Annotated in this window: 18 protein-coding genes; 2 read left to right on the forward strand and 16 right to left on the reverse strand. The window is 66.3% G+C overall.

All coding sequences use genetic code 11. From position 1 onward, the window contains the following. Positions 1-6: 6 nt before the first annotated feature. From EZH22_RS30365 to EZH22_RS30405, 9 genes are all read right to left on the reverse strand, one after another. The gene (locus EZH22_RS30365) at positions 7-525 is read right to left on the reverse strand and encodes an HU family DNA-binding protein (RefSeq protein WP_203197047.1); all 519 of its coding nucleotides are present in this window, start codon (positions 523-525) and stop codon (positions 7-9) included. Beyond that, entirely contained in the window at positions 522-956 is a 435-nt protein-coding gene (locus EZH22_RS30370) for a hypothetical protein (protein ID WP_203197048.1), read from the reverse strand. Before EZH22_RS30370 ends, EZH22_RS30365 begins: the two co-directional genes overlap by 4 nt. Beyond that, on the reverse strand, positions 953-1,309 hold the full coding sequence (locus EZH22_RS30375) for a hypothetical protein (protein ID WP_203197049.1): 357 nt from the start codon (positions 1,307-1,309) through the stop codon (positions 953-955). Before EZH22_RS30375 ends, EZH22_RS30370 begins: the two co-directional genes overlap by 4 nt. Next, the gene (locus tag EZH22_RS30380) at positions 1,306-3,711 is read right to left on the reverse strand and encodes a hypothetical protein (protein WP_203197050.1); all 2,406 of its coding nucleotides are present in this window, start codon (positions 3,709-3,711) and stop codon (positions 1,306-1,308) included. Before EZH22_RS30380 ends, EZH22_RS30375 begins: the two co-directional genes overlap by 4 nt. Then, the gene (locus EZH22_RS30385) at positions 3,708-6,059 is read right to left on the reverse strand and encodes a coiled-coil domain-containing protein (RefSeq protein WP_203197051.1); all 2,352 of its coding nucleotides are present in this window, start codon (positions 6,057-6,059) and stop codon (positions 3,708-3,710) included. Before EZH22_RS30385 ends, EZH22_RS30380 begins: the two co-directional genes overlap by 4 nt. Beyond that, positions 6,056-9,337 carry a transglycosylase SLT domain-containing protein gene (locus EZH22_RS30390; protein ID WP_203197052.1) on the reverse strand — a complete coding sequence of 1,094 codons (3,282 nt, stop codon included), beginning with the start codon at positions 9,335-9,337 and terminating at the stop codon, positions 6,056-6,058. The genes EZH22_RS30385 and EZH22_RS30390 overlap by 4 nt, the downstream gene beginning before the upstream one ends. 10 nt (positions 9,338-9,347) lie before the next feature. Beyond that, a complete protein-coding gene (locus EZH22_RS30395) occupies positions 9,348-9,797 on the reverse strand; it encodes a hypothetical protein (protein WP_203197053.1) in 450 nt (149 codons plus the stop codon). After that, positions 9,797-10,003: a hypothetical protein gene (locus tag EZH22_RS30400; protein ID WP_203197054.1), complete on the reverse strand. Its 207-nt coding sequence runs from the start codon at positions 10,001-10,003 to the stop codon at positions 9,797-9,799. The genes EZH22_RS30395 and EZH22_RS30400 overlap by 1 nt, the downstream gene beginning before the upstream one ends. A 251-nt stretch (positions 10,004-10,254) precedes the next feature. Next, positions 10,255-14,106 (reverse strand): restriction endonuclease, encoded by a 3,852-nt coding sequence (locus EZH22_RS30405; protein WP_203197055.1) that lies wholly within the window; start codon positions 14,104-14,106, stop codon positions 10,255-10,257. 495 nt (positions 14,107-14,601) lie between these two features. Between EZH22_RS30405 and EZH22_RS30410 the strand changes: the two genes are divergently transcribed. Continuing rightward, a complete protein-coding gene (locus EZH22_RS30410; RefSeq protein ID WP_408647766.1) occupies positions 14,602-15,309 on the forward strand; it encodes a recombinase family protein in 708 nt (235 codons plus the stop codon). 428 nt (positions 15,310-15,737) lie between these two features. Here EZH22_RS30410 and EZH22_RS30415 read toward each other — a convergent pair whose 3' ends face one another. From EZH22_RS30415 to EZH22_RS30430, 5 genes are all read right to left on the reverse strand, one after another. Continuing rightward, complete coding sequence (locus EZH22_RS30415) at positions 15,738-16,865, reverse strand: AAA family ATPase (protein WP_229644271.1); 1,128 nt, start codon at positions 16,863-16,865, stop codon at positions 15,738-15,740. Then, positions 16,862-17,485, reverse strand: coding sequence for a hypothetical protein (locus EZH22_RS32290; RefSeq protein ID WP_229644270.1), 624 nt, complete (start codon positions 17,483-17,485; stop codon positions 16,862-16,864). Before EZH22_RS32290 ends, EZH22_RS30415 begins: the two co-directional genes overlap by 4 nt. Before the next feature lie 347 nt (positions 17,486-17,832). Next, positions 17,833-18,078 carry a helix-turn-helix domain-containing protein gene (locus tag EZH22_RS30420; protein ID WP_203197057.1) on the reverse strand — a complete coding sequence of 82 codons (246 nt, stop codon included), beginning with the start codon at positions 18,076-18,078 and terminating at the stop codon, positions 17,833-17,835. A gap of 108 nt (positions 18,079-18,186) precedes the next feature. Next, on the reverse strand, positions 18,187-18,768 hold the full coding sequence (locus tag EZH22_RS30425; RefSeq protein ID WP_203197058.1) for a hypothetical protein: 582 nt from the start codon (positions 18,766-18,768) through the stop codon (positions 18,187-18,189). A 4-nt stretch (positions 18,769-18,772) separates the two neighbouring features. Continuing rightward, positions 18,773-19,975: a tyrosine-type recombinase/integrase gene (locus tag EZH22_RS30430; protein ID WP_203197059.1), complete on the reverse strand. Its 1,203-nt coding sequence runs from the start codon at positions 19,973-19,975 to the stop codon at positions 18,773-18,775. Between the two features lie 207 nt (positions 19,976-20,182). On the opposite strand from EZH22_RS30430, the gene EZH22_RS30435 reads away from it, so the two are divergent. Beyond that, the gene (locus EZH22_RS30435; protein ID WP_203197060.1) at positions 20,183-20,980 is read left to right on the forward strand and encodes a GIY-YIG nuclease family protein; all 798 of its coding nucleotides are present in this window, start codon (positions 20,183-20,185) and stop codon (positions 20,978-20,980) included. Between the two features lie 16 nt (positions 20,981-20,996). Here EZH22_RS30435 and EZH22_RS30440 read toward each other — a convergent pair whose 3' ends face one another. After that, complete coding sequence (locus tag EZH22_RS30440) at positions 20,997-21,728, reverse strand: FkbM family methyltransferase (RefSeq protein ID WP_203197061.1); 732 nt, start codon at positions 21,726-21,728, stop codon at positions 20,997-20,999. A gap of 18 nt (positions 21,729-21,746) precedes the next feature. Then, positions 21,747-23,576 (reverse strand): hypothetical protein, encoded by a 1,830-nt coding sequence (locus tag EZH22_RS30445; protein ID WP_203197062.1) that lies wholly within the window; start codon positions 23,574-23,576, stop codon positions 21,747-21,749. Positions 23,577-23,622: the final 46 nt, after the last annotated feature.

Here is a 23,622-nt window from a genome sequence, read left to right on the forward strand (position 1 = left end):
TCCTCCTCAGCGCATCCGGATTTCGGCGAGGGGTGCCGGTGGGCGTGGCGGCGGCACGGGCGGCATAGCTGGCACGGGCAGGACCTTCCTCCGCCGCTTCCGCTTCAGCGCCGGCCCGCCCGGCTGGATGGCGGCCTTCAGCAGTGGCGACGCCCGGAAGCGCAGGCTGTACCGCGTCCCGTCGCCAGGCACCTGCCGCAGCAGGGTGTCGGAGAAGCGCACCTGCGCCATCCGGCGCGGCGGCAAGGCCCTGTGGCCGGGCACGTTGCCCTGGAGGCCGATCGTCGTTCCGCCGAAGCGGGAATAGAAGGTGCCAAAGCCGGGGATCTGCACATCGCGGCCGGCCGCCAGTTCCCGGGCGATGACCCGCATGATGATGGCGCTCATGTCGCTGGCGAGGAGCCAGGCGCCCCGCCGGTCGCGGTCGCCCTTTCGGCAGCCGAGCGCGCGGCGCGAGAGCGGCTTCCAGCGCCGGCGGACTTCGGCTCGGATACGGTTGCGCATACCGTTCTCAGCGTCGATCACTCCGCGGCCTCCCTGATTTCGAGAAGAGCTTCGGCCGCGGCAGCCTCGGCCGCCGCTTTGGCTTCCCGCCTCCGGTTGCGGCCAGGGAGACGGACGAACTCCCCGTCATGGTGACGGCGCATCCCGCCGCCCTCGAGCGAGAGCCCGAGCTGTGACGGGTCATACTCAGGCCGCTCGGCAGGAGGGCGCGTTTCGAAAAGGACGAGGCCGACGCCATAGGCGGCGAGCAAGAGGTCGAAGGAGACCGGCCCGAGCCGGCGGCCGCTGTCGCGATCCCAAGCCTCCAGCTTCCCGCAATAGCCGTCCTGGAGGCCGGCCTTGTCGTCGACTTCCAGCTGGGAGAGGCCGAGCTCCTTCCGCCGCACCTTCAGGGCATTCATCAGGCCGCAGTAAGTCCAGCAATAGGCGAGGGTCTCATGGTCCGTGCTCATGCAGTCCGCACCGCCTTCTCCGCCATGGCGGAAACAGCGCGCGGCGTGGCGCAGTCCGGGCACGACAGGACGCTACCCAGATCCACCGGCGAGCGTTCAAGATGCGCGGCGGCGAGGTCCGCGAACGCCATGTGCGCGACGACGCGGCACCTCGGGCACCAGGCCGAGAGCCGGTTGAAGCCGAAGCCGGCCAGATAGGAGAGCGAGATGCCATCCGCGCCGGTCGTTGCTCCTGCCGGCGCGGATGCAGGGCGAGGCGCGCGAGGCTTGCGATCGATCGCCGGCAGAGGCCGCGCCAAGCTGTTCTCGGGATCCCAGCGCTTGCGGGGTGCGCCCCAGTTCATCCGGGTCATCGCACACCTCGCGGCAGCGCGTCGCCGGGTGCCCACCAGTAGGACTGCCCGAAGTCGCGCTGTGCCGCCTTCTCGGCGCGGCGGAATGAGGCGCGATAGTCGGGATCCACGAGCGTCTGGAGCTGGTCGAACAGCAGGCGATCGACGGCGAGGCGCGTGTACCAGAGACTCGGGTCATAGCGCCGTGCGGTGCGCACGAGCTCGGCGCCGAACGTCGTGTCGGCGCCTTCCATGAGGCGGCGCAGTTGCTGCGATGACAGGCGGGCGACGTCTTCCGCCGCGCCGATGGCCGGGCCGGCGAGGTCCGAAACGGGCGAACGGCCGGTGCGCGAGGTCGAAGCATTGATGAGGTCGCCATAGACGCCGAGCGAGCCGGATTGCAGGCCGGAGCGCACCCAGAAGCCGGGATTGTCCATGGCCTCGGGCGTTTTGCCGTAGAGCACGGCGCGCGCCTGGATCGCCGCGGCGCCGGCGAGCAGGTTGAAGAGCACGAAGGTGGTGCCATTCCAGATGCGCTTCTCGATCGGCCCTTGCGTCGCGAGGCGCATCATGTGCGTGGCGACCATGGTCATGCTGAACGACTTGAACAGCGTGGCGCTGCGGACCATCTCGCCCCAGAAGGTGCCGGCTGTTGTGCCCCCGGTCATCACGGCACGGATGCGGGCATCGGGTTCGAGGATTGCGAACGCCCGCTCCTCAATGATCGCGCCCACGAGCTTCTCGCGCAGAGTCCGGTCGGCGATGGCCTCGGTGTCGAGGAAGCGCGCGCCCTCCACCTCCAGCGGCGCGCCAGCGCGGATGCTGTCCCAGTCCTTCGCGCTGATCTGGTGGCGGTCGAGGAAGTTGGCGAGCGGCTCGTTCACCCCGCGCAGGGCGTCCAGCGAGTGCCCGGCGTGATCCGCCAGATTGCCCATGAACTCCATGGTGAAGACGCGCTTCATCATGTCGGTCCACGCCGCCAGCCCCTGTGCCCGGATGACGGTGTTGGCCATCGCGCGCAGAATCTGCGGGCCCGATGCCTCCCCGGCGAAGCGGACGAAGCCGTGGGCGCTGTCCATTGCAGCGTGGGCGGTGAGCTGAAGGCGCGCCGCGAGGGCCCGGCTCTCCTCGCCGCCACGGCCGATCTCCCGGATGACGCCGGAGAGAATGCGGCCGGGGTCCATGCCGTTGTAGCTCGCGGCAAGCGCAGTGGTGACACTGTCGCCTGGGATGGCCGAGACGATGGCGCCGCCGAGCTTCGAGGACACGTTCAGGGAGCGCAGCCCGCCGAAGAAGCCCGCCATCAGGGGGCCGTCGACGGCATTGGCGCGGCCGGTCAGCACGTCATAGGTGCGCTCGGCGATGGACCGGCTCTCCAGCATCCGCAGCGGGTTGAGACGCTGCAGCCGCGACAGGCCGGCCTCTTCCTCCTTCGCCAGGGTCAGTGCGGCCCGGACGATGGCGCCATGGTTTGGCCCGACCACTTCGGCGAGGGCGATCTCATTGGCCATCTTGTGCAGGTGGCCCATCAGCAGGCCGAAGACGTTCTCGCCGGCGCCGTACTTCTCCGAGAGGCGAAGCCAGGCCTCTGCGCCATCTGCGCCGCCGCTGAACTGGAATGTGCGCTGTTCGGGCGAGAAGGCGGTTGCGGAGCTGTCCCCCACGGTGATGTCGCGATAGGCGCGTTCCAGCACGAAGTCGCGTCGGTCCATCTTCGCCGGTGCGCCGGTGTCGCGGTCCCACAGGGTTAACGCGCCACGGTCGACCTCGGCAGCGAAGTCGGCTTTGAACTCCTCTCGCGTGAAGATGCGGACGCGCAGCGTGTCCCAGAACTGAGGCACCCGCCAATCCTCGCTGGCAGGGAGGTTGCGCCCGGCCGCCGTGACGCGGTCCACGGCCTCCGTCTCGGCCGCCTTCCAGCCCGCAGCCGCGGCCTTCGCCGTGGAATCCCCCGTCTCGACCCCGAACACCTCCCGCACCAGATTGCGCACGCCGGCGATCTGCTGGCGGGACTGGCCGAGGATCCCCGGGGAATAGGCCTCCAGCGCCTGATCGACCTTGCGCGAGAGCTGGGCCCAGATGACCTCCCCCTTCGTGGCGACGTTCTCTCCCCCAGCTTCCCAGATATCCCGGGTGAGCATGGACATGACGCCGGCGACGCGGCCCTTCGGATGGCTGAGGACGCGCTCTTCTGCCTTCGCCCAGGCGATGGCCTGCTTTGCGGTGTCGTTCTTCAGGCGCTTGGCCGAGGATTCCAGTGCGCGCGCCGCGGCAAGGCCGGCCGCAGCCTCGGCGCTGGCGGGCCCCATGCTGCGGGAGAACTCGCCGCGGGAGCGCTCGTAGAGGCCGAGGGCCTCGTCGGCGATCTGCCGCGTGATCTGTCCCGTCTTCACCAGCTTGTCGATGCAGTCCACGACGCTCACGGCAGCACCTCCGGCATGGGCATGGCGCAGGCGCGGATCTCCGCGGCCGCAGCGATACGGGAATCGGCCTCGTCCAGGAGGTCATCGACTGACCGCATATCGGCGACGCGCTGGCCGGCCTCATCGAGGCGCTCGCCGACGGGGATCTGGAGGTCTCGGGTGGCGCGCAGCTTGTCGAGGTCGTGCAGCACCGCCGCCTCGGTCTCCTCTGCGGAGCGGGCGACGACGATCTTCTTCTCCGTCAGCTCGTCAGCCAGTGCGGCGACCTGCTCCGGGCGTGCCACAGACGGCGCGGAGGCCGGTCGAAGGGGCTCGCGGGCTGCCGCAGAGCCGGGCAATGCTTCCGCGATGGTGCGCGGCCGGAGCATCACCTCGTCTAGAATGGCGAATGCCTCATCCTCATTGCCCGCGCGGGCAACGGCGGCGGCGACCGTCGCAGCCTCATCGCGCGGCATGTCGTACCCAACCTCGCGGGCGAGACCCTGGATGCGCTTGCGCATCTGCTCGGTCCAGTGCCCGGCGCGGGCCCGCTGCTCGCCGACAGGATCCGCCCGGCCGGCAGCGGGTGGAGCTGACGGTTCGGCCCGGCGCCGCGTCAGGGCGCGGTCGACCAGATCCTCCGTGACCGAGCGCAGCACCTGATCGGCTTCACCATCGCCAGCATCGAGAATGCGACCGGCGATCTGGGCGGCCTCGTCCTGCGAGAGGCGAACGCCATAGCCGTCCTGCGCCAGCCGGGCGATGGTGCGGCGCATCTCGGTCGTGACTGCCTCGCGCCGACCGGCGGCGCGCTGCTCCCCCGCCGTGATCCGGCGCGGAAGGTCGGCGTCTGCCTTGTCGAGCTTGGCACGAGCCCGCGCGTCGGTCTCCTCGGCCCGGGCGAGCGCCTTCTCCTTCCGCGTGAGCGCGGTGCGCAGGCCCTTCGCCTCGGCGGTAAGGCTCGCGATGGCCCGGGCATCCCCCGGCGCCGTGGCGGCGAGCGTCTCGGTGATGCTGGCGCGCTCGGCCTCCAGCTCTGCACGGCGCGAGGCAGACAGGCCTTCGCCGGCAAGATCCTGCTCGACGGCGGACAGGCGGGCCGCCGTGTCCGGGTCCGTCGGCGTTCGCGCACCGGCGAGGCGCTGCTCGGCCGCCGCAAGGTCCGAGCGGAGGCCTTCCACCTCCGTGCGCAGGGCATCACGATCGGGAATCCGTGCCTCGATCGCTGCGCGGCGGGAGGCCAGGCTGTCGGCTTCCGCGCGCAGCGACGCGAAAGCTGCGGCGGCTTCCTGATTGAGCGACCGGGCCGAGCCCCGGATCTCCGAGAGCTGAAGCTCGGAGAGCCGCTCCATGGAGGCGGGCAGGCGCGCGGCTTCGCGCTCCAGGGCGAAGGCGGTCTCTTCCGCGGCGATGGCCTTCGAGCGCGCCTCCAGCACGGGGGAGAGGCGCTCGCCATAGGCGCGCAGCAGGTCGGGCGTGACGTTCTCGGAGACATCGACCGGCCGGCCGGAGACGAGGTCGTCGATGGCCTTCTGGAGCGCCGTGCGATGGGCGATCTCCCCTTCGACCGTGGGCACGAGGTTGGTGTCGGCGATCTGCCCTTCGCTCGCCACCACGTTGCCGGCGTCCCGCACGGAGCGCGGCCAGGAGCCGGTGCGATACCGCGTCCAGAGCGCCGAAAGCCCCTTCACACCGCCGCCGAGCACGCCACCTGCGACGCCCGCCATCAGCACGTTCTGTGCCGCCTCGCCGCTGGCGCCGTAACCGGGCTCGACGCGTTCCTTGAAGGGGGCGGCGAGCGCCTCGATGCCGATCTGGGTGCCGGCGGTGATGCCCGCGGTGGCGAGCGCGGTGCCGAGGATGCCGAGAGAGGCCGGCGCCGCCAGCGGCACGGTCACGATATTGACGGGGTCGGCGGCACCGGACGCGAGGGAGCCAAGTGCCAGGCCGGCTGCACCGCCCCATGTGTGCTCGCGCGACGCCGCCCGCTGGTACACCTGCCGCGCCCGGCGGGCCTTGTCCTCGCCGAGGCGGTCGAGGTCCTCCGTGGTCAGTGGCTTCAGATTGAGATCAGGAAAACGCGGTGCGAGCGCCGTCAGCTGGCCGTTCAGCTCGGCGAGCGCCGCATCGCCGCCGCCCAGCGCCGGGTTGGTGAGCACCGTGCCGGTCTTCTCGCGGATGCCGCCCAGATAATCCTGGACGCCCTCCATGCGCGAGGTGCTGGAGGAGACCGACTGGCCGAAGAGGAGCCCTTCCCGCCAGGAGGCGTCGAAGGCCTCGCCGAACTCCAGCGGCAGATCCTCGGCGGGGTGCTGACGCGCGAAGTCGAGCGCTTCGCTCTGGTAGCGGGTGAAAATGTCGAGGCTCATCGTGCCTCTCCAGGCCAACCGCCATCTTGCCGGCCGAAGTTCGATTGGGCCCACGGGAGGGCCGGTGCTGCCGCCGGCACGCCCCAGGCGCGGGGCGGGGCAGGCTCCCTGTTGTCCAGGCGCAGGATGAAGGGCGTGCCGTCTTCCTGAACGGCATATTGGGGGCTCTCGGCATTGCGGTTGAGCCGCACCAAGTATCGCCCGGCGCCGAAGGATTCGAGGCCGGCGCTGTCCCGGACATACTGAGCAGTGACTGGCTTGCCGGAACTCGTGCGGACGCCCACAAGGTCCGTATCCGCGAGGCTGAGCAGGATGCCATCGAACGTCGATTGGTCCATGCCACGGCGCGGGGCGATGATGGTGCTGCCGTTGTGGCGAACCGTGCCGCCCGTCACCTCTTCCGTCGCCCGGTCGAGCCGTTCGCGCTTCAGCACGCCGGACGTGTCGCCGGCGGCCGCCGACAGGTCGGCATACCGCGCCTTGATCGCGGTCCGCATCGTCGCATAGGGGCCATTCTCGCTGACCCCGGCGCGCGCAGAAAACGCCCCCACGGGCAGTGCGGCGTCGAGCGCTTTCACGAAGTCTTCGGCGTCGGTGCCCTTGTCGGGGACGAACCGCGGCTCGACCGTGAGAGCCTCGCGACCACGCACGATGCCGGCGGCAACGTCCGGCGCATCCTTCGCGAGCCCGCCGGCGAAGGCCAGCACCGAGCCCTTCGGCCCGGTCTCGTGAAGCTTGCCGAACGTTGCTTCCCGCACACCAGGGGGCAACGTGGCCAGGGCGCCGAGGATGCGTACCTTCCCGCTGGTATCAGCGGCATCGAGGGCGCTGGTGAGGGATCGCAGATCCTCACCCTCGAAAGCCGAGATCGGCCTCTTCAGCTGATTGGTGACCACCATCGCAGCCTTGGCATGCGCCTGGAGTGCGGACTGCACCTGATCATCGGAGCCCTGCCATGGCACTGGCGGTGGGGGCTTGATCCAGCCGGCGCGCACGCCGCGCAGGAGTGGCGTCTCCTGCTCCATGCGCTGAAGTGTGCCGAACCGCTCTTCGTCATCGAGTAGCGCAGCTCGGGCCGCATGGTTGCCGCCGGCCGCCGCCTCCTCCAGGCTGTTCCGCAGAACCTGCCGCGCATCCGGCGACAGGTCGAGCAAGGCGCCCGAGCGTTCCGCATCGCCAAGAAACTCGACGGCCTGCCGCTTCCGCTTCTCGTCGAGGAATGGGAACACTCGGCCGGAGAGGAAGGCGACATCATCCTCGCTGACGTGCCACTTTCCAATCGACTTCTTGGCGTCGGCCATCATGCCGTCGAACGTGGTACCGGCCCAATGGCGCAGGCCCGCGATTTGGGAAGGCGGGAACCCCGCGAAGCCGCCCGCATACTGCTGCGCCTGCTGCTGATGCAGCGCCTGCGCATAGGCCGTCGCATTCTCAGGGGTGTCGAACTTGCCGAGGTGTCTGCCGGACTGCCGATAGAGCGCGATCGCATCCTCGTCGGAGAGGATTTTCCCATCCGGCGAGACGGTGGGAATGAGCACCTCGCGCCCGTCCTCTCCGATGGAGATCGAACGAACCGTGCTGATGGAGCCGTCGGCGTTCTTCACTACCGGGCGATTGCCGAGGTCGATGTTGCCCGCCTCCAACAGGCCAGGCGGCGGGCGGGAGGGGACCGGGTCAACCGCTCCGGCGCCGCGCTCCGCCATCTTCTGGCTGGTCCAGCGGATGAAGTCGCCGTTGGTCTTGAGCCCGGCGAGCCAGGGGTTCGCGTCGATCACCTTCTGGCCGACGGTCGCGCGGAAATCGCCCTCCGGATTCTGCAGGATCTTCGGCCCGGCGCCTTCGCCTTGATAATACACCGCGTAGAACTCGCCGGGCGTGGGTTCGCGTCCGACGGCCGCCTTCGCGGTGGCATAGACGGACTGCATCTTGCGGATGCCGGCGGGGATCTGCGCATCGGGATCGGTCGTGTCGCCAATGCCGGAGGCGTCGCGCTCTGCCTTCAGCAGCTGGAAGATGCCGAACGCCGACGAGAGGGCCTTTCCGTCCTTCCCGATCGGCCGTCGCGCGGGATCGAATCCGCTTTCCTGCGCGATGATGGGCATGACGATGTTGAGCGGCAGCCCCGCCGCCTGGGCGGCCATCGCCACCTTCTGGCCGATGGGCGAGTTCGCGCCCGGCACCGCGGAGCTCCGCGACCAGTCCGCCGTCGGCAGCGCAAACTGGCCGCGCTTTCCGCGGCCATATTCCATCGCATAGGTGACCCGCGCCGCACCGATCGTGTCGCCGAGGCTCAGCATCTTCTGGCGGAGCAGGTCGCCATCCGCCTCCAGGTCCACACCATCTCGGAGCGCCGTGATGGTGGGTTCCGCTAGGGCACGGATTTCGCGGATGTCTTCGGTCGCCTCGGCCTTGCGCGCCGAAATATGCGCCTTGACCATGTTGAAGCGGGATTGGCGCTCCGCCTCGTCCATCTGCAGGCGAGGGTCAAAGATGGCGGTCTCGGCCTGCTTCAGGGCCTCGTGCGGGCCGACGCGGTCATAGGTGGCGTCGACGCTCGATAGGACGGCCGCCGCGCGGCCGCGGTCTTCGAGGCGGCGCAGGCGATCGTCGACGACGGCCGGATTGTAGCCCCAGCGCGGGTTCTTGCCGAGCTCGCCGAGGATGGATCGGGCGTTCTGCACCTGGGCCAGATACTCGCCGCTGTCCACGCCGCCCTTGCGGGCGAGGGCGACGATATTGTCGGCCACGGTGTTGTATTGGGTCTCCAACGCCGTCTTGGCGTTGGCCTGCGCGACGGCGAAGCTTTTCTCCTGCAAGTCTGTGTAATGGCCGACGCGGAGGCGGTCGAGCGCGGTGGAGATGGCGGAGCGCAGAACCGGCTCCTCGCGATTTACTATTTCGCGATTGTACGTCTTTGCGACCTCGTTAAACCGCGCCGGGTCATCCTGATATTGCTGCCGAAGCTCGAGGTATTTTTCCGCAGCGGTCGTCTGGATATCCGCGAAAACTTTTGCGCGTGCACCGCGCTTCATCGCCTCGCCGAGCGCTCCGAGCGTGACCATCTCCGTGATCTGCGGCGTTCCGTCGGGGCCGATCGTGACCGCCTCAGCGCCGCGGGCCTCCGCCTGCTCGATGGCGATGGGCTTCACGATGTCGACCGCATTGTCCATCGCGCGAGCGAACATCGCGAACGGCGCGGCGATGTCAGCACCGGAAATGCCGGAGCGGGGCGCCTCGGTCAGCGCCAAGCGGCGGGGGACTTCGGGAAGATCAACCATTGCCGCCTCCTCAGGAACTGGTCGAGCCGGGCGACTTCAAGCTGCCGAAGCCGATCTTCGCCATGCCGGTGACGGCATCGAGCCCGCCCCCGACCAAGGCCATATTGGCGGCCGAGCGCCGGAATGCCGCCTCATCGCGCTTCGCGTTCGCCTGGATGTTCAGGTTCTCCACGCGCGTGCGCCGCTCGCGGTCCGACACGCGGCGCTGCTCGTCCATGATCGCCTGCGTTGTGGGGCTGTCGAGGCCGACATTGGCGGAGGCGCGAATGGTGCCGATGCGCGCGAGGGTGCGGTTCAGCTCCTCGCGCAGGGCGGTGTCCGTCTGCGCCGCCTGCGTCTTCGCCACCATGGCGTCGCGCTCGGCCACGGCTGCCTGATAATTCTGCGCCTGGGATTCCCCGTAGGCCTTGAAGCCGGCGGAGGCGCCCGTCAGCGCGATCATGGTGAGGGCGGCGCCCATCAGATGCTCTCCTGCGGCGCGCTGAGGCGACCGATGTTGGTGAGGACGCGATTGAGCTCTTCAACGAGCGTCTCCTCGCGCGGGGGCGCCACCTGGGCATCAGCGAAGCGGGGGATATTGCTCGGTCGGGCGAGGTGCGCGGGGAACGGCGCGACGGTCCGCTCCTCCGATGCCTGCATGTGGTGGGTGGATGCGCCGCTCGGCATGGAGTTCTCCCGGCTCCGGCCTGGCAGGCCCGGAGCGCGAACGAAGGGGGTCGCAGAGCGACCGCCGGAGCCGAGAGAATTCGAGATCGGTGGCCGCGCTCACCCGCTGCCAGCAGGTGCTGCAGAGGAGGCTAGGCTCCCCGGAATTTGCGGCAACGCACCGGGTGTGAGAACGTCGGCGCCTAGCACGCAAGTGAATGCTCAAGCCCATTTTAAACTTGATTGGGCTTCATCAAGGGTGACGCGTAGACCTAGGTCGCTCCCCAGGACCCAAACAGAGCACGCACCTCAATCCTCCTGTTCATCGAGTTCGCGGCCCTCGCGAAGCGATTTCGCAATGTTCGTCTCAGACCAATCGAGAATGGGGCGGTAGAGAGCGTATGCCGGAGCGAGCCTGGACATGGTCGAGAGGATCCGACGTGTGTCGTCGCGAGACCGTACATCGCGCGGCATGGGCTCTCCGACACTTCCCGACCAGCCCCCGACATGGCGGAGGTCATCAGCTTTTCGATCGCGAAGTCGAACAGTTCCTGGTCAACGGACTTGCAGCGGGCGAGATAGAGCTCGACGAGCCTCGGGTGATCGAGCACGAAACGGTTGTGGCTGTTCCGCAAAACGTAGGCGATCCAGCGCAAGTCTTCGGCGGTCGCACGGTCGACCAGCGTCTCCAGAAAGCAGGTTACGGGCGTGCCGCTCATGTCAAACATTGCCGCTACCGTCTCGCCCAGCGAGTAGCGCACTGCCTGCGAGACATCGTCATGGTCTCGCAGCCAACTCCACACGCGCCCCAGAATCGCGTCCGCCTGCGAAGATTTGTCGAGACCGAGCCCGTTGTGCCGGCCCCAGTATGGAAGCACCTCGTAGCATTCCTCCGCACCGCCCTCGTCGTTGGCCGCCATCCCCCGACTTGCTCGTTCAATCACGAATTCCGCTACGAGTAGGCCGAACCGTTTACCTAGGCCGACGATCAACTCCCGGGTCCAATGTCCCTCAATTTTGGACAGCCGGGCCACGCGACATAGCAGCTCCCGCGCGTCTTCCTCACTGCTCTTATCGAGCAGGGCACTCGATCTGCTGCAAGCGACCGTAGCCACGCCTTCCAGCAAGATGGGGTTCCGCTCGATATCGACGCTCAGGAGCAGCGACATCATCTGGTGAGGCGAGATATCCGTCCGGCCGCGAAGCGCACTGATCCCGACCGTGGCGATGGCCAGCTCGTGCGACGCCAAAACCTCTTCCAGCAGCGCCAGATCGTCCTGACCGAGCGGCGTCGGCAGGAAGATCACGCCCTCAGCGCCCCCGATGCGGATCGCCGCATCGTGCTCGACCAGAATCTGTCGAACGATCGCTCTTCCCTGCACTGGCTGACGCCGGACTAGCGCGCCTACCGCATAGCCGAGATAGGAGCAGAGCCTGTTGGACGGGTTGATGAGCGAACGCTGGATGATCTCGGTGGCGATCGTCGGATGTTCCCGCGCCAACCGGCTGATCAGCGGGCTAGCTCCGCTCACTGTCATGCCCGCCGCCTCGGCGGCCTCGAGGGCGTTCACAAGTGCGTCGCATAGGGCCTGCGGCTCCGGGTATGTGGCCACCAGTTCCTCCAGGAACCCGCCGCGCCAGTCCTTGTCTTCGTCCCACTCTTCGAATGGCACCTGACCTGTGAACGCCCAATCGGCGTCCTCCGCGACGGCCGCCTGGAGCCTGAAACCGAGGTCACAAGGGATCTTAGCGAAGATCCCTTGGACCTGTTCGCGTATCGGATCGGGGCCGTAGTTCACAGACCAATCGAGGGAGCGTATGAGGCCGATAACCGTCGTGGAGGCCAGGGTGCCCTTCCCCAGCAGATGATCGATACGCGCCAGCGACCGCGCGAACTCCGCTTCATACTTTGCAGTAAGATCTTCGGGGACGGACTGGCCCATTAGGCCGTACGGTCGGCGCACTGCCTCAGCGACCATCTTTCCAGAGCGCAACGCAATGCTCGCGTCGGGAGATTCGAGGAGATCGCAGATGCGGCTCACCAAACGATTCCTCAGCGGCGCGACGACATCATAGCTGACCAAGAAGGGGGACAACGCAATTCCCCGTCCAGTCGACCGCGTCGTCGTGCCCTCGCCACTCAACAACGGTCGCAGAATATCCAAAGGAGTGTATTTTCCCGACCATGCAAGTGGATTTTCGAGAAGCCCGAACGCGAATTCTGCGACTTCCTCGTTGAACGCGACCGGCTTGTGTCGATCGTAGCCGATCAGGTCCGCCAGGATGCGGATGGGGTGATCCGGGTGAGAATTGAGCTCACGCTCGTCGAGCAGGCCTAGGTCCCAGAGGAGACGGAGCGCTTCGCCGCGGTTTTCTAATGTGTATGCCACCCGCTGGAGAATATTACCGAACTCGTGCCACGTCCGCCCACGGTTGATTTGACGTTGCACGAAGCTCAACGCTTGGGCCGGCTGGTAGTACGCAACAGCTTCGATCGCGGCGATACGGCTATCGTATTCTTTATCGATTGCGTCCAGATGCTGCCAAATCGGCATCAGGAGGGTTCTGTTGGAAGTATCGCCATCGGCGAGCCGCCATTCGGTCCTGCCGAGATTGACGAGTACCTCCGTCAGGCGATCGCTTTCCACAGCGTGCACAAGGTCGAGGGCGAACTTTGTCAGCCGGCCATCGGCCCCGATGCAGCTATCTTCAATAAGGAAGTCACCCAACATCTCGGGCATGAGCCGATGTAGTGCACCCCGTTGGTAAATCACCGCGCCGTCCAGCAGGAGTTTGAGTGCACGGGTCACGTCGGCTGCCGAAATCGACGGCAAGCGGATCTGGACCAGCTTGGTGAGGCGACGATCGTCTATGTGAAATGGCTGGATAAGGGCCAGCACCTCCAGGACCGCGCGCAGCGCCGGCATGTCGGCCGAGCCACCGAGTTCGCCAGTTATCACGCCCGCGAACCGGGAGAGGATGAAGCGGCGGAGCTCCTCGCTGCCAGACGCAAGCATGGGAAGACGCCGCTCGGCCGCGGCCACTTTTGCGGCCATGGCGGCAACGAGCGGGCTATCGGAGGCTACATCAACCACGGCATCCGCCATGGCACCGTCCCCGCCGAATTCGCTGAGCACCTCGACAGCCAGACTTCGCAGTGACTTTCGGTCAAGGCGGCCAAGCCGCACCATTTTTGGATCGACAATGCGGTAGAGGCCGAGTTCATTCATTATGCGTCGCTCGGCGTAAGGGCGCGACGCGATCAGCAACCGCGCGTCGTTGCGCGCGTCGACGACGTACTCCAGGAATAGTTTGAGGCCCTCTCGATCGTGGGCGTCGTCGACAATCAGAAGCTTGGGACCCGAGCCGAGATCCGAAAGGTTCGCGGCCGTTGCCTCCTGAGCAAGGGAGAGGAACCTAATCGTCGTCCTTCCAGCCTCCCGCGCAAAGCGCTTCACAGCCTCCTTCATTACGCGGGTCTTGCCGATGCCGCCGGCTCCGATAAGCAGCGTCACCCGACCGTCGGCCAAGTCACCACCGACATCCGCCCGTAAGGCATCGACCAATGAGTCGATTTCGGCTTTGCGGCCGACCAATTCCCAATCGTGGCTGAAAATCGCCGCTCGGCTCGAGAAGGGCTGGTAATACTCTTCCGTCGTTAACCATGGGCCCGGCTCGCTCATACCAAGTAGCGCCATGCGCTGACCGTTAAAGAAGATGTCGACGAGACGTGTCTGCGCCTCAATGGGCAGCTCGCGGACCACCCGCGTCAGAACCTGCTTGTCCCACAAGGTCCAACCTTCGTGGCGCGCCGCTTCCTGGATAGCAGCGGGTGTCGCGATCTTGCTCAAAACGATGAAGCGTCGTTCCGCGTCCAAGGTATGGTGTGCGACAGCCTTCGCGATATCTGCGGGGCCAAACCGTTCGACCCGCTTGCACTGAAAGCTCCAGCGCTCGCCGCGAGGAAAGACAGCTAGGATGTCCGAGCCCTTTTGGTCGTGGCCGCGCGAACCCAGGATGTTGACGTCAGCGTCGGGGTACCGGGCTGCAACCACTGCCTCGACGAAGCGCTCGAAAGTCTCTGGGTCGAGTGTCTGCAAGGGAAAATGCGACGAAAGGGCCAAGGTTACCTCCTGCCCATAGCCAGCGAGCCATATCAGGTCCTGTACGCGCTCGCCGATAAGCGTGGCAAGCGACCGGATCTCGATGACGTCCGGCCGGGGCGTACCCCACTCCGCTGGCTCCGCGCCTGCTGTTCAAGGCCGACTTCCGCGACGAATTAAAGGACCTTTGAGCGAAAGCGGTGCAGGTTTTTTCCGGATGATTTCGGATCCAAAAAATTCGCGGGTCCGGATGGTTTTCGGGTCTGTTGCGTGGGCGATGTAGGAGCCCGCACGGCGCGCCCGGTTTTTGCCCCCACCCCCTCCCGCGCGTTCCCTTGTGCGAAGACCCCGGGGGTGGGGTACCTCGCCGGCCAGCGCAGGGCCGAGCCGGAACAGGGGTGCCGGCCCGACCTGCCCGCCATCGCAGGAGAAACGCACGGGTCACGCGCGAGCCATTGCAAATAAAGGACTTGCGGCCCATTGCGGCGCGTGTATCGTAATCATCAACGAAGGGTGATGTTCGCGATACAAGGGGCTCGATCGATGGCTGATGGACGGTTCGTCGCCTATTTGCGAGTGAGTACCGATCGGCAGGGCAAGTCGGGGCTCGGCTTGGAAGCCCAGCGCCAGGCCGTTGCCGACTTCCTCAACGGTGGCCGCTGGAGGCTGCTGGCCGAGGTCGTGGAAGTTGAGAGCGGGAAGCGCGACGATCGCCCCGAACTGGCGCGGGCGCTGGCGCTGTGCAAGGCGAAGAAGGCGACGCTGGTGGTCGCGAAGCTCGATCGTCTCGCTCGCGATGCCCACTTCCTGCTGGGCCTGCAAAAGGCCGGCGTGGAGTTCGTCGCAACGGACATGCCCTCCGCGAACCGGCTCACCGTCGGAATCATGGCGATGGTGGCCGAGGAGGAGCGCCGCATGATCGGTGCCCGGACAAAGGCAGCGCTGGCCGCTGCAAAGGCCCGCGGCGTCAAGCTCGGCGGGGATCGCGGCTATGTCGGCCGGCCGGAGGATCTGGCGAAGGCCCGCGAGGTGCGCCAGCAGAACGCCGACGAGCGCGCCCGGTCCCTGGCGCCGATCCTCTCTCGCATCGATCCCGACGGCAGCCTGTCCCTCCGCGCCGTTGCCTCGGCGCTGGAAGCCGAAGGCGTGCCCACCGTCACCGGCGCCGAAGGATGGACCGCCGCCGGCGTCGCCCGGCTCCGGAAGCGCTTGGCCGCCGGCTGAGCCCGGCGCGGCATCGACCGGCCACCGCACCTCTCCCTGATCATCCGCCGCGCTGCTCTGCGGCCTGGGCGCTTCCCGTCGGCGCCCGGAGGATGGCGCTCGTGCGACGCGACGGCCGGGCGAACGGGCGGCACGTGCACGGTCGGAGGAGGTTGCCGGACGCCTTGCGCGGTGAAGCTACCTCACCCCCCACACCATCCAATTCTTGGGCTTCAGGCCAGCTCTTGAGCAACCCACGTGTTTTCATCGGACATTCTGGATATGCCTGCCGAAGGGGTTCCAATTCCTCGCTCTGGCTTCGCTTTGTGGCCGGACACCGGGACAGGACGGGACAAAACGGGACATTGTCTGGTGATGTCCCGCGGACGGAGGCGGGACAGGACAGGACACCCCCCTAAAGGGGTGTCCCGTGTCCCGTCCTGTCCGCATCACGCGGAGGTGGCCCACACAAGCTCATCCCATCGGCCGACCCGCTCTCTCGCTACGAGGGTTTCATGGGCCCGTTTGAATGCCTTGCGCCTAGCTTCAGGCTCATCGGAATCGCTGACGCCCATGCGATAAGCGTACGACCGCCACTGCTCCACCGTGACCACCTTCGCCGCGGCCGGCACGTGGTCCGACGCAAACGGCTTGCCTTCCGCATTGATCGCTTCATGGAGCGCGCGCAGCGCGATTTGGGCGCCCTTTGGCATCGGCGAAGACGCTTTCGCAGGCCGCCCCGGCGCATCGACCTGTTCGATGACACAGGATGTAATGGTCTCGCCCTCGGCATCTGTGCCCACGTCCACCACATTGAGGGTGCTGGTGATCACTTCGCCTTCCGGTCCATCCTTGAAAAGGCCCACCGTCGCGATGATCTGGTTGGCGGCGTCGCGCTTAACAGAGATCTGCGCATCGACTGCTCCAGGAAGGGAGGTGTGGCCGCGGGGGCGGGACGCATCGAGGCCGGAATGGTGGATCACAACGACGGAGCAGCCGAAAGCGTTCTTTAGATCGTCGGCGGCACGGATGTACGCAGACATGTCCCTGTCGTCCGACTCGCTGCCGGCGATGGAGCGGTTCAGAGTGTCGATGACAATGACGGCCGGCGGGGTGTTCGGGATCTGGCGCGCGATATCCGCGACGAAGGCACGCTGGTCGGCCGCCAGACTAAGTGGCGTGCTCATTACGTGGAACGGGACCGGCCCTTGATGTTTCCCCAAGAAGGAGAGCCGAAAAGCCTCCTTGCGGGCCGCCAGGCCGGTGACTCCCTCAAGAGCACAATAGACGACGGTGCCTTGTATGACCCGGTGTCCCCGGTATGCCCAACCGAGGGCCACATGCATGAACAGATCGAACGCCCAGAACGTCTTGCCGCATTTCGGCGGCCCCCAGATCACAGTGAGACCCACCCGAGGGATAAGGCCCTTCACCAGGTAGGCCGGGGTCGCCGAGACGTTCAGTTCCTCGAACGAAGTAAGCTTGAAGCGAACCTCCCGCGAAGGCGCAGATCTTGCGCGGCGATGTTCCCGCCGGTCCAGATCGTCGGCCTCGTCGAGCGACACGTCGTGGGTCACGCTGCCCCCCGGTGAATGGAAGAGGCCGGCACGCGGATCCGGTTCGTCGGGAACGCCCGGCCCATGAGGCGGTGGAGCTCGCGAGCGTGGTCCAGATCCTCGGCCAGAAGGTTCCCCAGGGCCCCAGCCAGCCGGGCACCGGCGCGCCGCTCGTCGAGCACGACGACGCCTTGGCAGCCGGCGCGGAGCCATCCCAAGGGCGTGCGGTGGACGAACAGCGGCCGCCCCCCGAAGAACGACGCCGGATTGTCCACCTGATCTGTGCCCAGTAGGTCGGCGCGGCCCTCCGCCGTCGCGAACTCGGACGGCCGATCGATGGGCCAAGCGACATGATCAACGAGCCAGCGTTCGCCGCGCTCGATCTCCAGCACTTCGACAACCACCGCCAGTTCACCGGCCGGATCGATATGAAACCGCCGGGGCGGCGGCGAGAATGCGCAGCGGGCCAGCATCAATGAGCCGGCCAGGGTCTCGACGAGCTCCAGGTCGAGCGCCTCAAGGGCGATGAAGTCGCGAAGCTGCTTGAAATCGTCAGCCGCGGCCTCGCCGATACCGCAGCCGGCGAGGATGAGGTCTCCGAGGTCGCGAGCGATCGCGCGGTCGGGATAGGCAGCCGTCATGACGCGCCTCCCGTCCGATCGACCACGAGCCACCCGGCGCTCTGGTATTGCAGGGCAAGCCATTGAAGATCGCGAACCGAGAAGGAATCCGCCACGACCGCGCTCTGGCCGTTCTCGTCAGTCGCTTCGAGCCAGAACAAGCGCCGGCCGAAAGACCCGTCGCCCGACCCGGCTAGGAGCCCGCTATCCAGCACTACCCGCGGTCGGACGGGCCGGCGCGGAGGCGCGGTGCGTTGAGGCAGGGAGGTGGAAGAGGGAAGCTCCTGGTCGCCGTTCGCCCGAACCGCAGTCCCAAGAGCCCCGCGCCGATCCCACCTCGGCGCGGGGTTTTTCGTTGCGGCCATCGCTCAAGCCGCCCGCGTCTTAGGCTTCATCCGCGGGAGCGATGCTGCCCAGGCGTCCGCCGATTCCACAACAATCAGCGTTTTCCGCCCGAGCTTGACCGCTTCGATGGCGCCCTCGTTGATAAGCTTGTAGGTGGTCACATGGCTGACGTTGTTTTCCGCGCAGAAGTGCTTGATCTCTTGGAAGCGCGGGCGACCGCTCGCGGCCTCGTTCGTCTGGAGTGCGGGCTCGGTGCTGCCGATCGACATCTTAACCTCACGAGCATTTAGAACCATGAATGCTTCGTGAGCAGGCCAGCAGGGGCACCGGCAATCAATGTTGCAAAATCAGGCCGTGCAAATTTGCTATAGCGAAATTCAATCCGCGGATTTTGCATGGGGAGGAAGCCACGCCTCAGCGGCCTTTTTCCACAAGCCCACAGCGTCGCTTCCCTCTGGCAGTTGGGCGAATATAGACAGCAATCCTTGTGCAGCTGGCTCATCGCGCGCCTCGGCGTAGCGGCGCTGTAAGCTCACAGCAGATCTGGATCCAAAAGCTCCCGATTGATGGACGGCCCTGCATGCCGCGGCCTCAGACCGCCCCTCGGCCAACAGCGCCTGAACGGTTGTGAATAGTGAAAGACGGGCTTCCGCCGTCCATTTTTGACTTGGCCCACTTCTCGTTTTTTTCTCCACTCTCATGCCGGGAACGTGGTGGTCGACAAGTTTCAACAAAAGTAGATCTCTTGCCCCATCGGCATCCCGAGGGATGCCGTAGAAGTCCAGAAGAAGACCCAATTTTCGCGCGTATTCGGACATCTGAATTTTATGCATATCAGAGATTAGATTCTGAATGCCCTCGCTCGAGGAAAGGGGAATTCGCTCGGGCACAGGAGCAATCGGTGTAGCTAGGTCACCAGCGTAGGGCGGATAGGTCGCGTTCAAACTAAACTTGACCATCGCCCTAATCCTTTTCCAATGCCTTGGTCGCCAATGCGTCGAGGTGATCCGCCCACCACTGCATCATCCGGACGCGCTCGTCCCAGTGCTCACCGCGCAAATAAGCTCGGCGGACGTCGTCGGCCTCGATGTGGGCGAGCTGCCGCTCGATGGCATCGGCATGCCATAGGCCGCTCTCGTTCAGCAATGTGGAAGCGGTCGCGCGGAAGCCATGGGCCGTGACCTCATCCTTCGCATAGCCTAGGCGCCGAAGAGCGGCATTGAGGGTGTTCTCGCTGATCGGGCGAAGGACGGTCCGCACCGAATGAAACGGCAGCTTCCCGCGACCCGTGATCGCGTGTAGCTCGCGCAGGATTTCGATTGCCTGCCGAGGAAGAGGGCTGCGATGGGGCCGGCGCATCTTCATGCGGGATGCCGGGATTGTCCACTCGGCCTTTTCGAGATCGAACTCGGCCCACTCTGCCATGCGCAGTTCGCCGGGACGGGGAAAGAGGATCGGCATCAGCCGAAGAGCCGCGCGCGTGGTCGGCTGGCCATCGAAGCTTTCAATCGCGCGGAGCAACGCGCCAAGCCCCTTCGGATCGGTGATTGCTGCGCGATGCGTCACGGTCGGCGCGGTCAAGGCGCCCTTGAGAGCGTAGGTCGGATCATTCTCCGCGCGCGTTGTGGCAATGGCATATCGAAAGACCCCGCCGATCGTCGCGCGCAGACGCTTTGCAGTCTCGTGATTTCCTCGGTCATCGACCGCCTTGAGGACCCTCAGCACCTCTGCCGCGGTGATGTCGGCGATGGGTCGCTGCCCGAGATCGGGGCGCGCGATGCCGAGCAGCCAAGTCACCTTGGCGATCGTCCGGACCGCCTTGCGTTCGCGCTCCATCTTGGCGATGAGCTCGTCGGCAATGGCCCCGAATGTGTTTGCTGATGCGACCTTCCGGGCGGCTCGATCAACCTTGGCCTTCTCGCTCGGGTCGACGCCCGCCGCCAAGGTGGCCTTGGCCGCATCGCGCGCCTTTCGAGCGTCCGCCAGGCCCACCGCGGGATAGGCACCTAGGGCCAGCTGCTTTTGCTTGCCATCGAACCGGTAAGCGAGGCGCCAGAGCTTCCCACCCATCGGCGTGACCAGCAGCTGAAGGCCGCCGCCATCCGATAGTTTCACAGGTTTTGGCTGGGGCTTCGCAGCACGGACGGCAACGTCCGAAAGGGGCATCGTGTTGGCATCCGGATTTGTTGGCACTCACCGATGCCAACAATCATGCCAACAAATCGCATTGATGCCAACAGACGCTGAATTACCTCGGCTCACGCTCTGGGCTCATGCGGCCCTTATGTTCACTGGATTTCTTTACGTCAGCGAACGGCGGTTTAGAGGCAAATGGTGCCGCGGAAGGCCTCCCTCTTCTGACTGGAAATGACCGTGCAGCCGAAGACCGCCGACCAGGTGTGGAGCACCTATCTCATTGAATGCGGGGATGGCTCGATCTACTGCGGCGTCACCAACGACGTGGACCGGCGCATGCGGGATCACGCCTCGCCGCGGGGGGCGAAGTATGTGCGCAGCCACGGCGGGGTCCGCTCGCTGCTGCGGGCGATCGCGCTTCCGAGCAAGGAAGCGGCGATGCGCGTCGAATTCTGGATGAAGCGCGCCAGCCGCGCCCGGAAGGCCGCCATCGCCGCCGGCGCCGATCTGCCTGGGAGCTGGCTCGAAAAGAGAGGAAAGGCCCCCATCGCCGCCGCTGCGGCCGGAATGATGATGATCTTCGCGCTGGGGATGGGTGGAACGCCGGCGGCCGCGCAGGCCACCGGCCCTGTCTCGTCTGAGATGGTATCCAATGCCGAGGTGTTCATCATCGACGGCGACACCATTTCGGTCCACCGCGAGCGCATCCGGTTTCTGAGCATCGATGCGCCCGAAACCCATGAGCCCCGGTGCGAGGCCGAGCTCGTGGCCGGGCTGCGCGCCAAGGAGGCACTCCGCACGATGCTCGTCCAGGCTCGAACGATCGAGCTGCGCCGGTCGGGCCGCCTTGATGTGTACGGCCGGACGCTCGCTGACGTGCTGGTGGACGGTGCAGAAGTCGGTGCGAAGCTGGAGGCTATCGGCCTCGCCCTGCCCTATCGCCCGGGCTATGCCGCCAAGCTGGCGCGGGCGCGGCACTGGTGCGGCGATGCCGTCGAGGTGCCGCCGGCCCACCAGCCGTTTTACCGACAGTAGGCCGGCTTACGCCCTCTCAGGCGGTGCGGGCGAGCCCCGACCGCAGACGGCGCCGGATGAACCGGCCAAAGCTGTACGTCCACGCGAGCTGCGCCCACGCCTGCCATGACAGGTGACGCGCCACGGCCAGCGGCACGAACCACGCGTTGTGCCCGGTACGACGGACGAGACAATAGCCGCCGGACCTCATCACCGCGCGGGTCTCGCCGAACCGCGCGCGATCGTCCACGACAACCAGCTTCGGCTGGAACCGCTTCAACGTCAGACCCCTCAGAACCTCCGGCTCCGCCCCTTCCACATCGACGGAAATGTAGTCGATACTGGAGAGGCCCGCGCGCTCGAGCACGGCATCGAGCGTCGCCGCCGGCACGTCCAGGACAGCATCCTCCGGACCGATCTTGCTCGGGTTGAATATGATGGTGCTGTTCCCCCGGCGCTCGAGGAGCGCCACCCGCCCGATTCCGGCCGCCTCAGGCGCCACGCAGGCGACTTGCGCCACGTCCGCCTTCCGGGCGGCCCGCAGGTTGTTGGCGAGCCCCGGAACCGGCTCCACCAGCAGCCCCTTCCACCCCATCAACTCGAGGTGGAGGGTCTGGCTCTGGAAGACAGGATCATACGCCCCCACCTCCACGAAGATCCCGCGCCCGCCGAGGAAGCGGGTGATCAGCGCCCGCTCCTCCTGCGCCGAGTAAACGGCATCGCCGGCGAGCCGGCTGCCTAACGTCTCGTGTTCCATTTGCATCGACATGCCCGCCCCCCAAAAAGTTCACATGGATGGAGATGCCGAGAGGGTGAAGGTAGAGCCCGCTCCCTCAGCCACCAGGTCGTACAGAGCGTCATTCAGCTCGCCGATCCTCTCCGCCGTCACCTTGTCGGCCGGGACGAAGGCGCGGGCGGCCACGTCCTGATCCTCCACGACGTGCGCGCCCTGAGTGAGCCAGATCTCCGCTTCCGGAAAGCGACTGCGGACTGCGGTCAATTCAGCGCCGACCGTCGCTTGAAGCGGAATGGCGGTAAACGCGAAGGCCTCCTCAATCAGAAGCCCCACCTGGCCATCCTTGATGGCAACGCGGATGCTTTCCCCGTTGAGATGGGCGCGCAGGCTCTCAACGACCTCGGCGCGACCATCCATGGCCCACGGCCGCAAATCGCCGTGCCGATCCGTGATGAAGGTGCAATTCTCGGAAAGCACTGCCCCCTTGCCCACCTCGGGGTCCAGATCCTCCGCTTCGCAGAGCTCCCGCGCATCGCGGTAGAGAACACCTTGGGCCTGGGCTTCGTCCCAGCTGGGATAGTCCTGCGAATTCCACCAGTGGTGCCCTGCATGGCGCCAGCCGTTGAGCCTGGCAGTGGCCTCATAAACCTCCATCGGCGGTGCGATGTGCCCCATGGCTCGGCGATGGGCCTCTCGCAGAGCCAGGTACTCCGGCGGATCGGTATCGGCGACGCCCGACCTCTCCACCCATTCCAGTCCCTTCTCCACAGCGCTCGCTAAGCGCTGATCGAGGGAATTCTTGCGCTGGTACCGCTCCAGCCACGGCTCGGCCAGCGCTAACGCCTGGCGCACGGCGTCCAGGGCGCTCTGAGCGCTATTGCGATTCTGCCGTTGTACCGCCGCCTCCACCGGATCAGACGGCTCCTGTTCCAGTTCGATGTCGGCCACAGCGTCTTCCGCCACCGGTGCGGCAAGCCGAAGGGCGCCAACGATCACCTCCATGGCGCGTGCGTTCTGCGCCAAACTGTCGAGCACCTGCGCTCCGTCTTCAGCGTGGGCCACAGGCTGCAACGTGACCGGTGTGTGGCGCCGCGCCGCATAGACCACATCCTCAGCCTGGCCGAACACCTCCCGGAGAAAATCGGGCGGATAGCCGCCGCACTCAGAGACGAACGCCTCCAGAACCTTCAGCGCCTCCTGCTCCTGCCCCTTGCCGAGCGCCGCCGGTGCCAGCTGCTGGCGCGCGACCGGCGCCGCATCGCTCATGATGATCGCGAACAGACGATTGTAGTCGTCGCCCGTGGGCGCTCGCGCGCCACCCCGCTGCCCGTCATCATTGAGACCGTCGTCATAGGCTCTGACGAGATTGCGGATCACTTCGATAAGAGGCTGTGCCTCCGGGACACCCGAGCCGGCGGAAACCGAAGGCGAGGCCACCTGCTCGAGCTTGATGGGCGGCACGGCATCGTGGGCTGCCCGCTTGAACCGGGCCAAATCCTGCGGGCGTACCCCATAGTCATCGGCCTGCGCCTCCATCTCCAGCAGCGACAACCGTGCAAACTGAGCCTCGGCCGGCCCGAACTCGGCCGGCTTGTCCATGCCCGGCTCCCAATGACACACCGAGGCGTCATACTGTCCGGGCAAGCCGCTGCTCCACTTGAGGAACGGGAGCCCCTTCTGCTCGCAGAAGGCCTCGATTCCCCCCGTGCTTCCGAAATGGATGTCCTCCTCGATCGTAATCGGAAGTCCCTTGGCCAGGGCATAGTCAACCTGCTCTTGAGGCTCCGAGAAATACTCGTCGAGCAACGGGCGCAGCTGCTTCAGGACGGCCGGTGTGATAGCGCCGCCGATCATCAGTCTCGTCTCAATCTTCGCTGCCATGGCCTGCTCCTGGATCAATGGGATGGACGTGACGCCGGCCTGCCGC

Source organism: Xanthobacter dioxanivorans (genome assembly GCF_016807805.1).
GTDB lineage: Bacteria > Pseudomonadota > Alphaproteobacteria > Rhizobiales > Xanthobacteraceae > Xanthobacter > Xanthobacter dioxanivorans.

What these genes read in the sequence shown, in the direction of transcription:
- EZH22_RS30410 (WP_408647766.1), top strand. Translation starts at nt 14,602, where the DNA reads ATGTTCGCGATACAAGGGGCTCGATCGATGGCTGATGGACGGTTCGTC.
- EZH22_RS30390 (WP_203197052.1), bottom strand. Translation starts at nt 9,337, where the DNA reads ATGGTTGATCTTCCCGAAGTCCCCCGCCGCTTGGCGCTGACCGAGGCG.
- EZH22_RS32290 (WP_229644270.1), bottom strand. Translation starts at nt 17,485, where the DNA reads ATGACGGCTGCCTATCCCGACCGCGCGATCGCTCGCGACCTCGGAGAC.
- EZH22_RS30375 (WP_203197049.1), bottom strand. Translation starts at nt 1,309, where the DNA reads ATGACCCGGATGAACTGGGGCGCACCCCGCAAGCGCTGGGATCCCGAG.
- EZH22_RS30385 (WP_203197051.1), bottom strand. Translation starts at nt 6,059, where the DNA reads ATGAGCCTCGACATTTTCACCCGCTACCAGAGCGAAGCGCTCGACTTC.
- EZH22_RS30445 (WP_203197062.1), bottom strand. Translation starts at nt 23,576, where the DNA reads ATGGCAGCGAAGATTGAGACGAGACTGATGATCGGCGGCGCTATCACA.
- EZH22_RS30420 (WP_203197057.1), bottom strand. Translation starts at nt 18,078, where the DNA reads ATGTCGATCGGCAGCACCGAGCCCGCACTCCAGACGAACGAGGCCGCG.
- EZH22_RS30395 (WP_203197053.1), bottom strand. Translation starts at nt 9,797, where the DNA reads ATGGGCGCCGCCCTCACCATGATCGCGCTGACGGGCGCCTCCGCCGGC.
- EZH22_RS30370 (WP_203197048.1), bottom strand. Translation starts at nt 956, where the DNA reads ATGAGCACGGACCATGAGACCCTCGCCTATTGCTGGACTTACTGCGGC.
- EZH22_RS30400 (WP_203197054.1), bottom strand. Translation starts at nt 10,003, where the DNA reads ATGCCGAGCGGCGCATCCACCCACCACATGCAGGCATCGGAGGAGCGG.
- EZH22_RS30425 (WP_203197058.1), bottom strand. Translation starts at nt 18,768, where the DNA reads ATGGTCAAGTTTAGTTTGAACGCGACCTATCCGCCCTACGCTGGTGAC.
- EZH22_RS30440 (WP_203197061.1), bottom strand. Translation starts at nt 21,728, where the DNA reads ATGTCGATGCAAATGGAACACGAGACGTTAGGCAGCCGGCTCGCCGGC.
- EZH22_RS30430 (WP_203197059.1), bottom strand. Translation starts at nt 19,975, where the DNA reads ATGCCCCTTTCGGACGTTGCCGTCCGTGCTGCGAAGCCCCAGCCAAAA.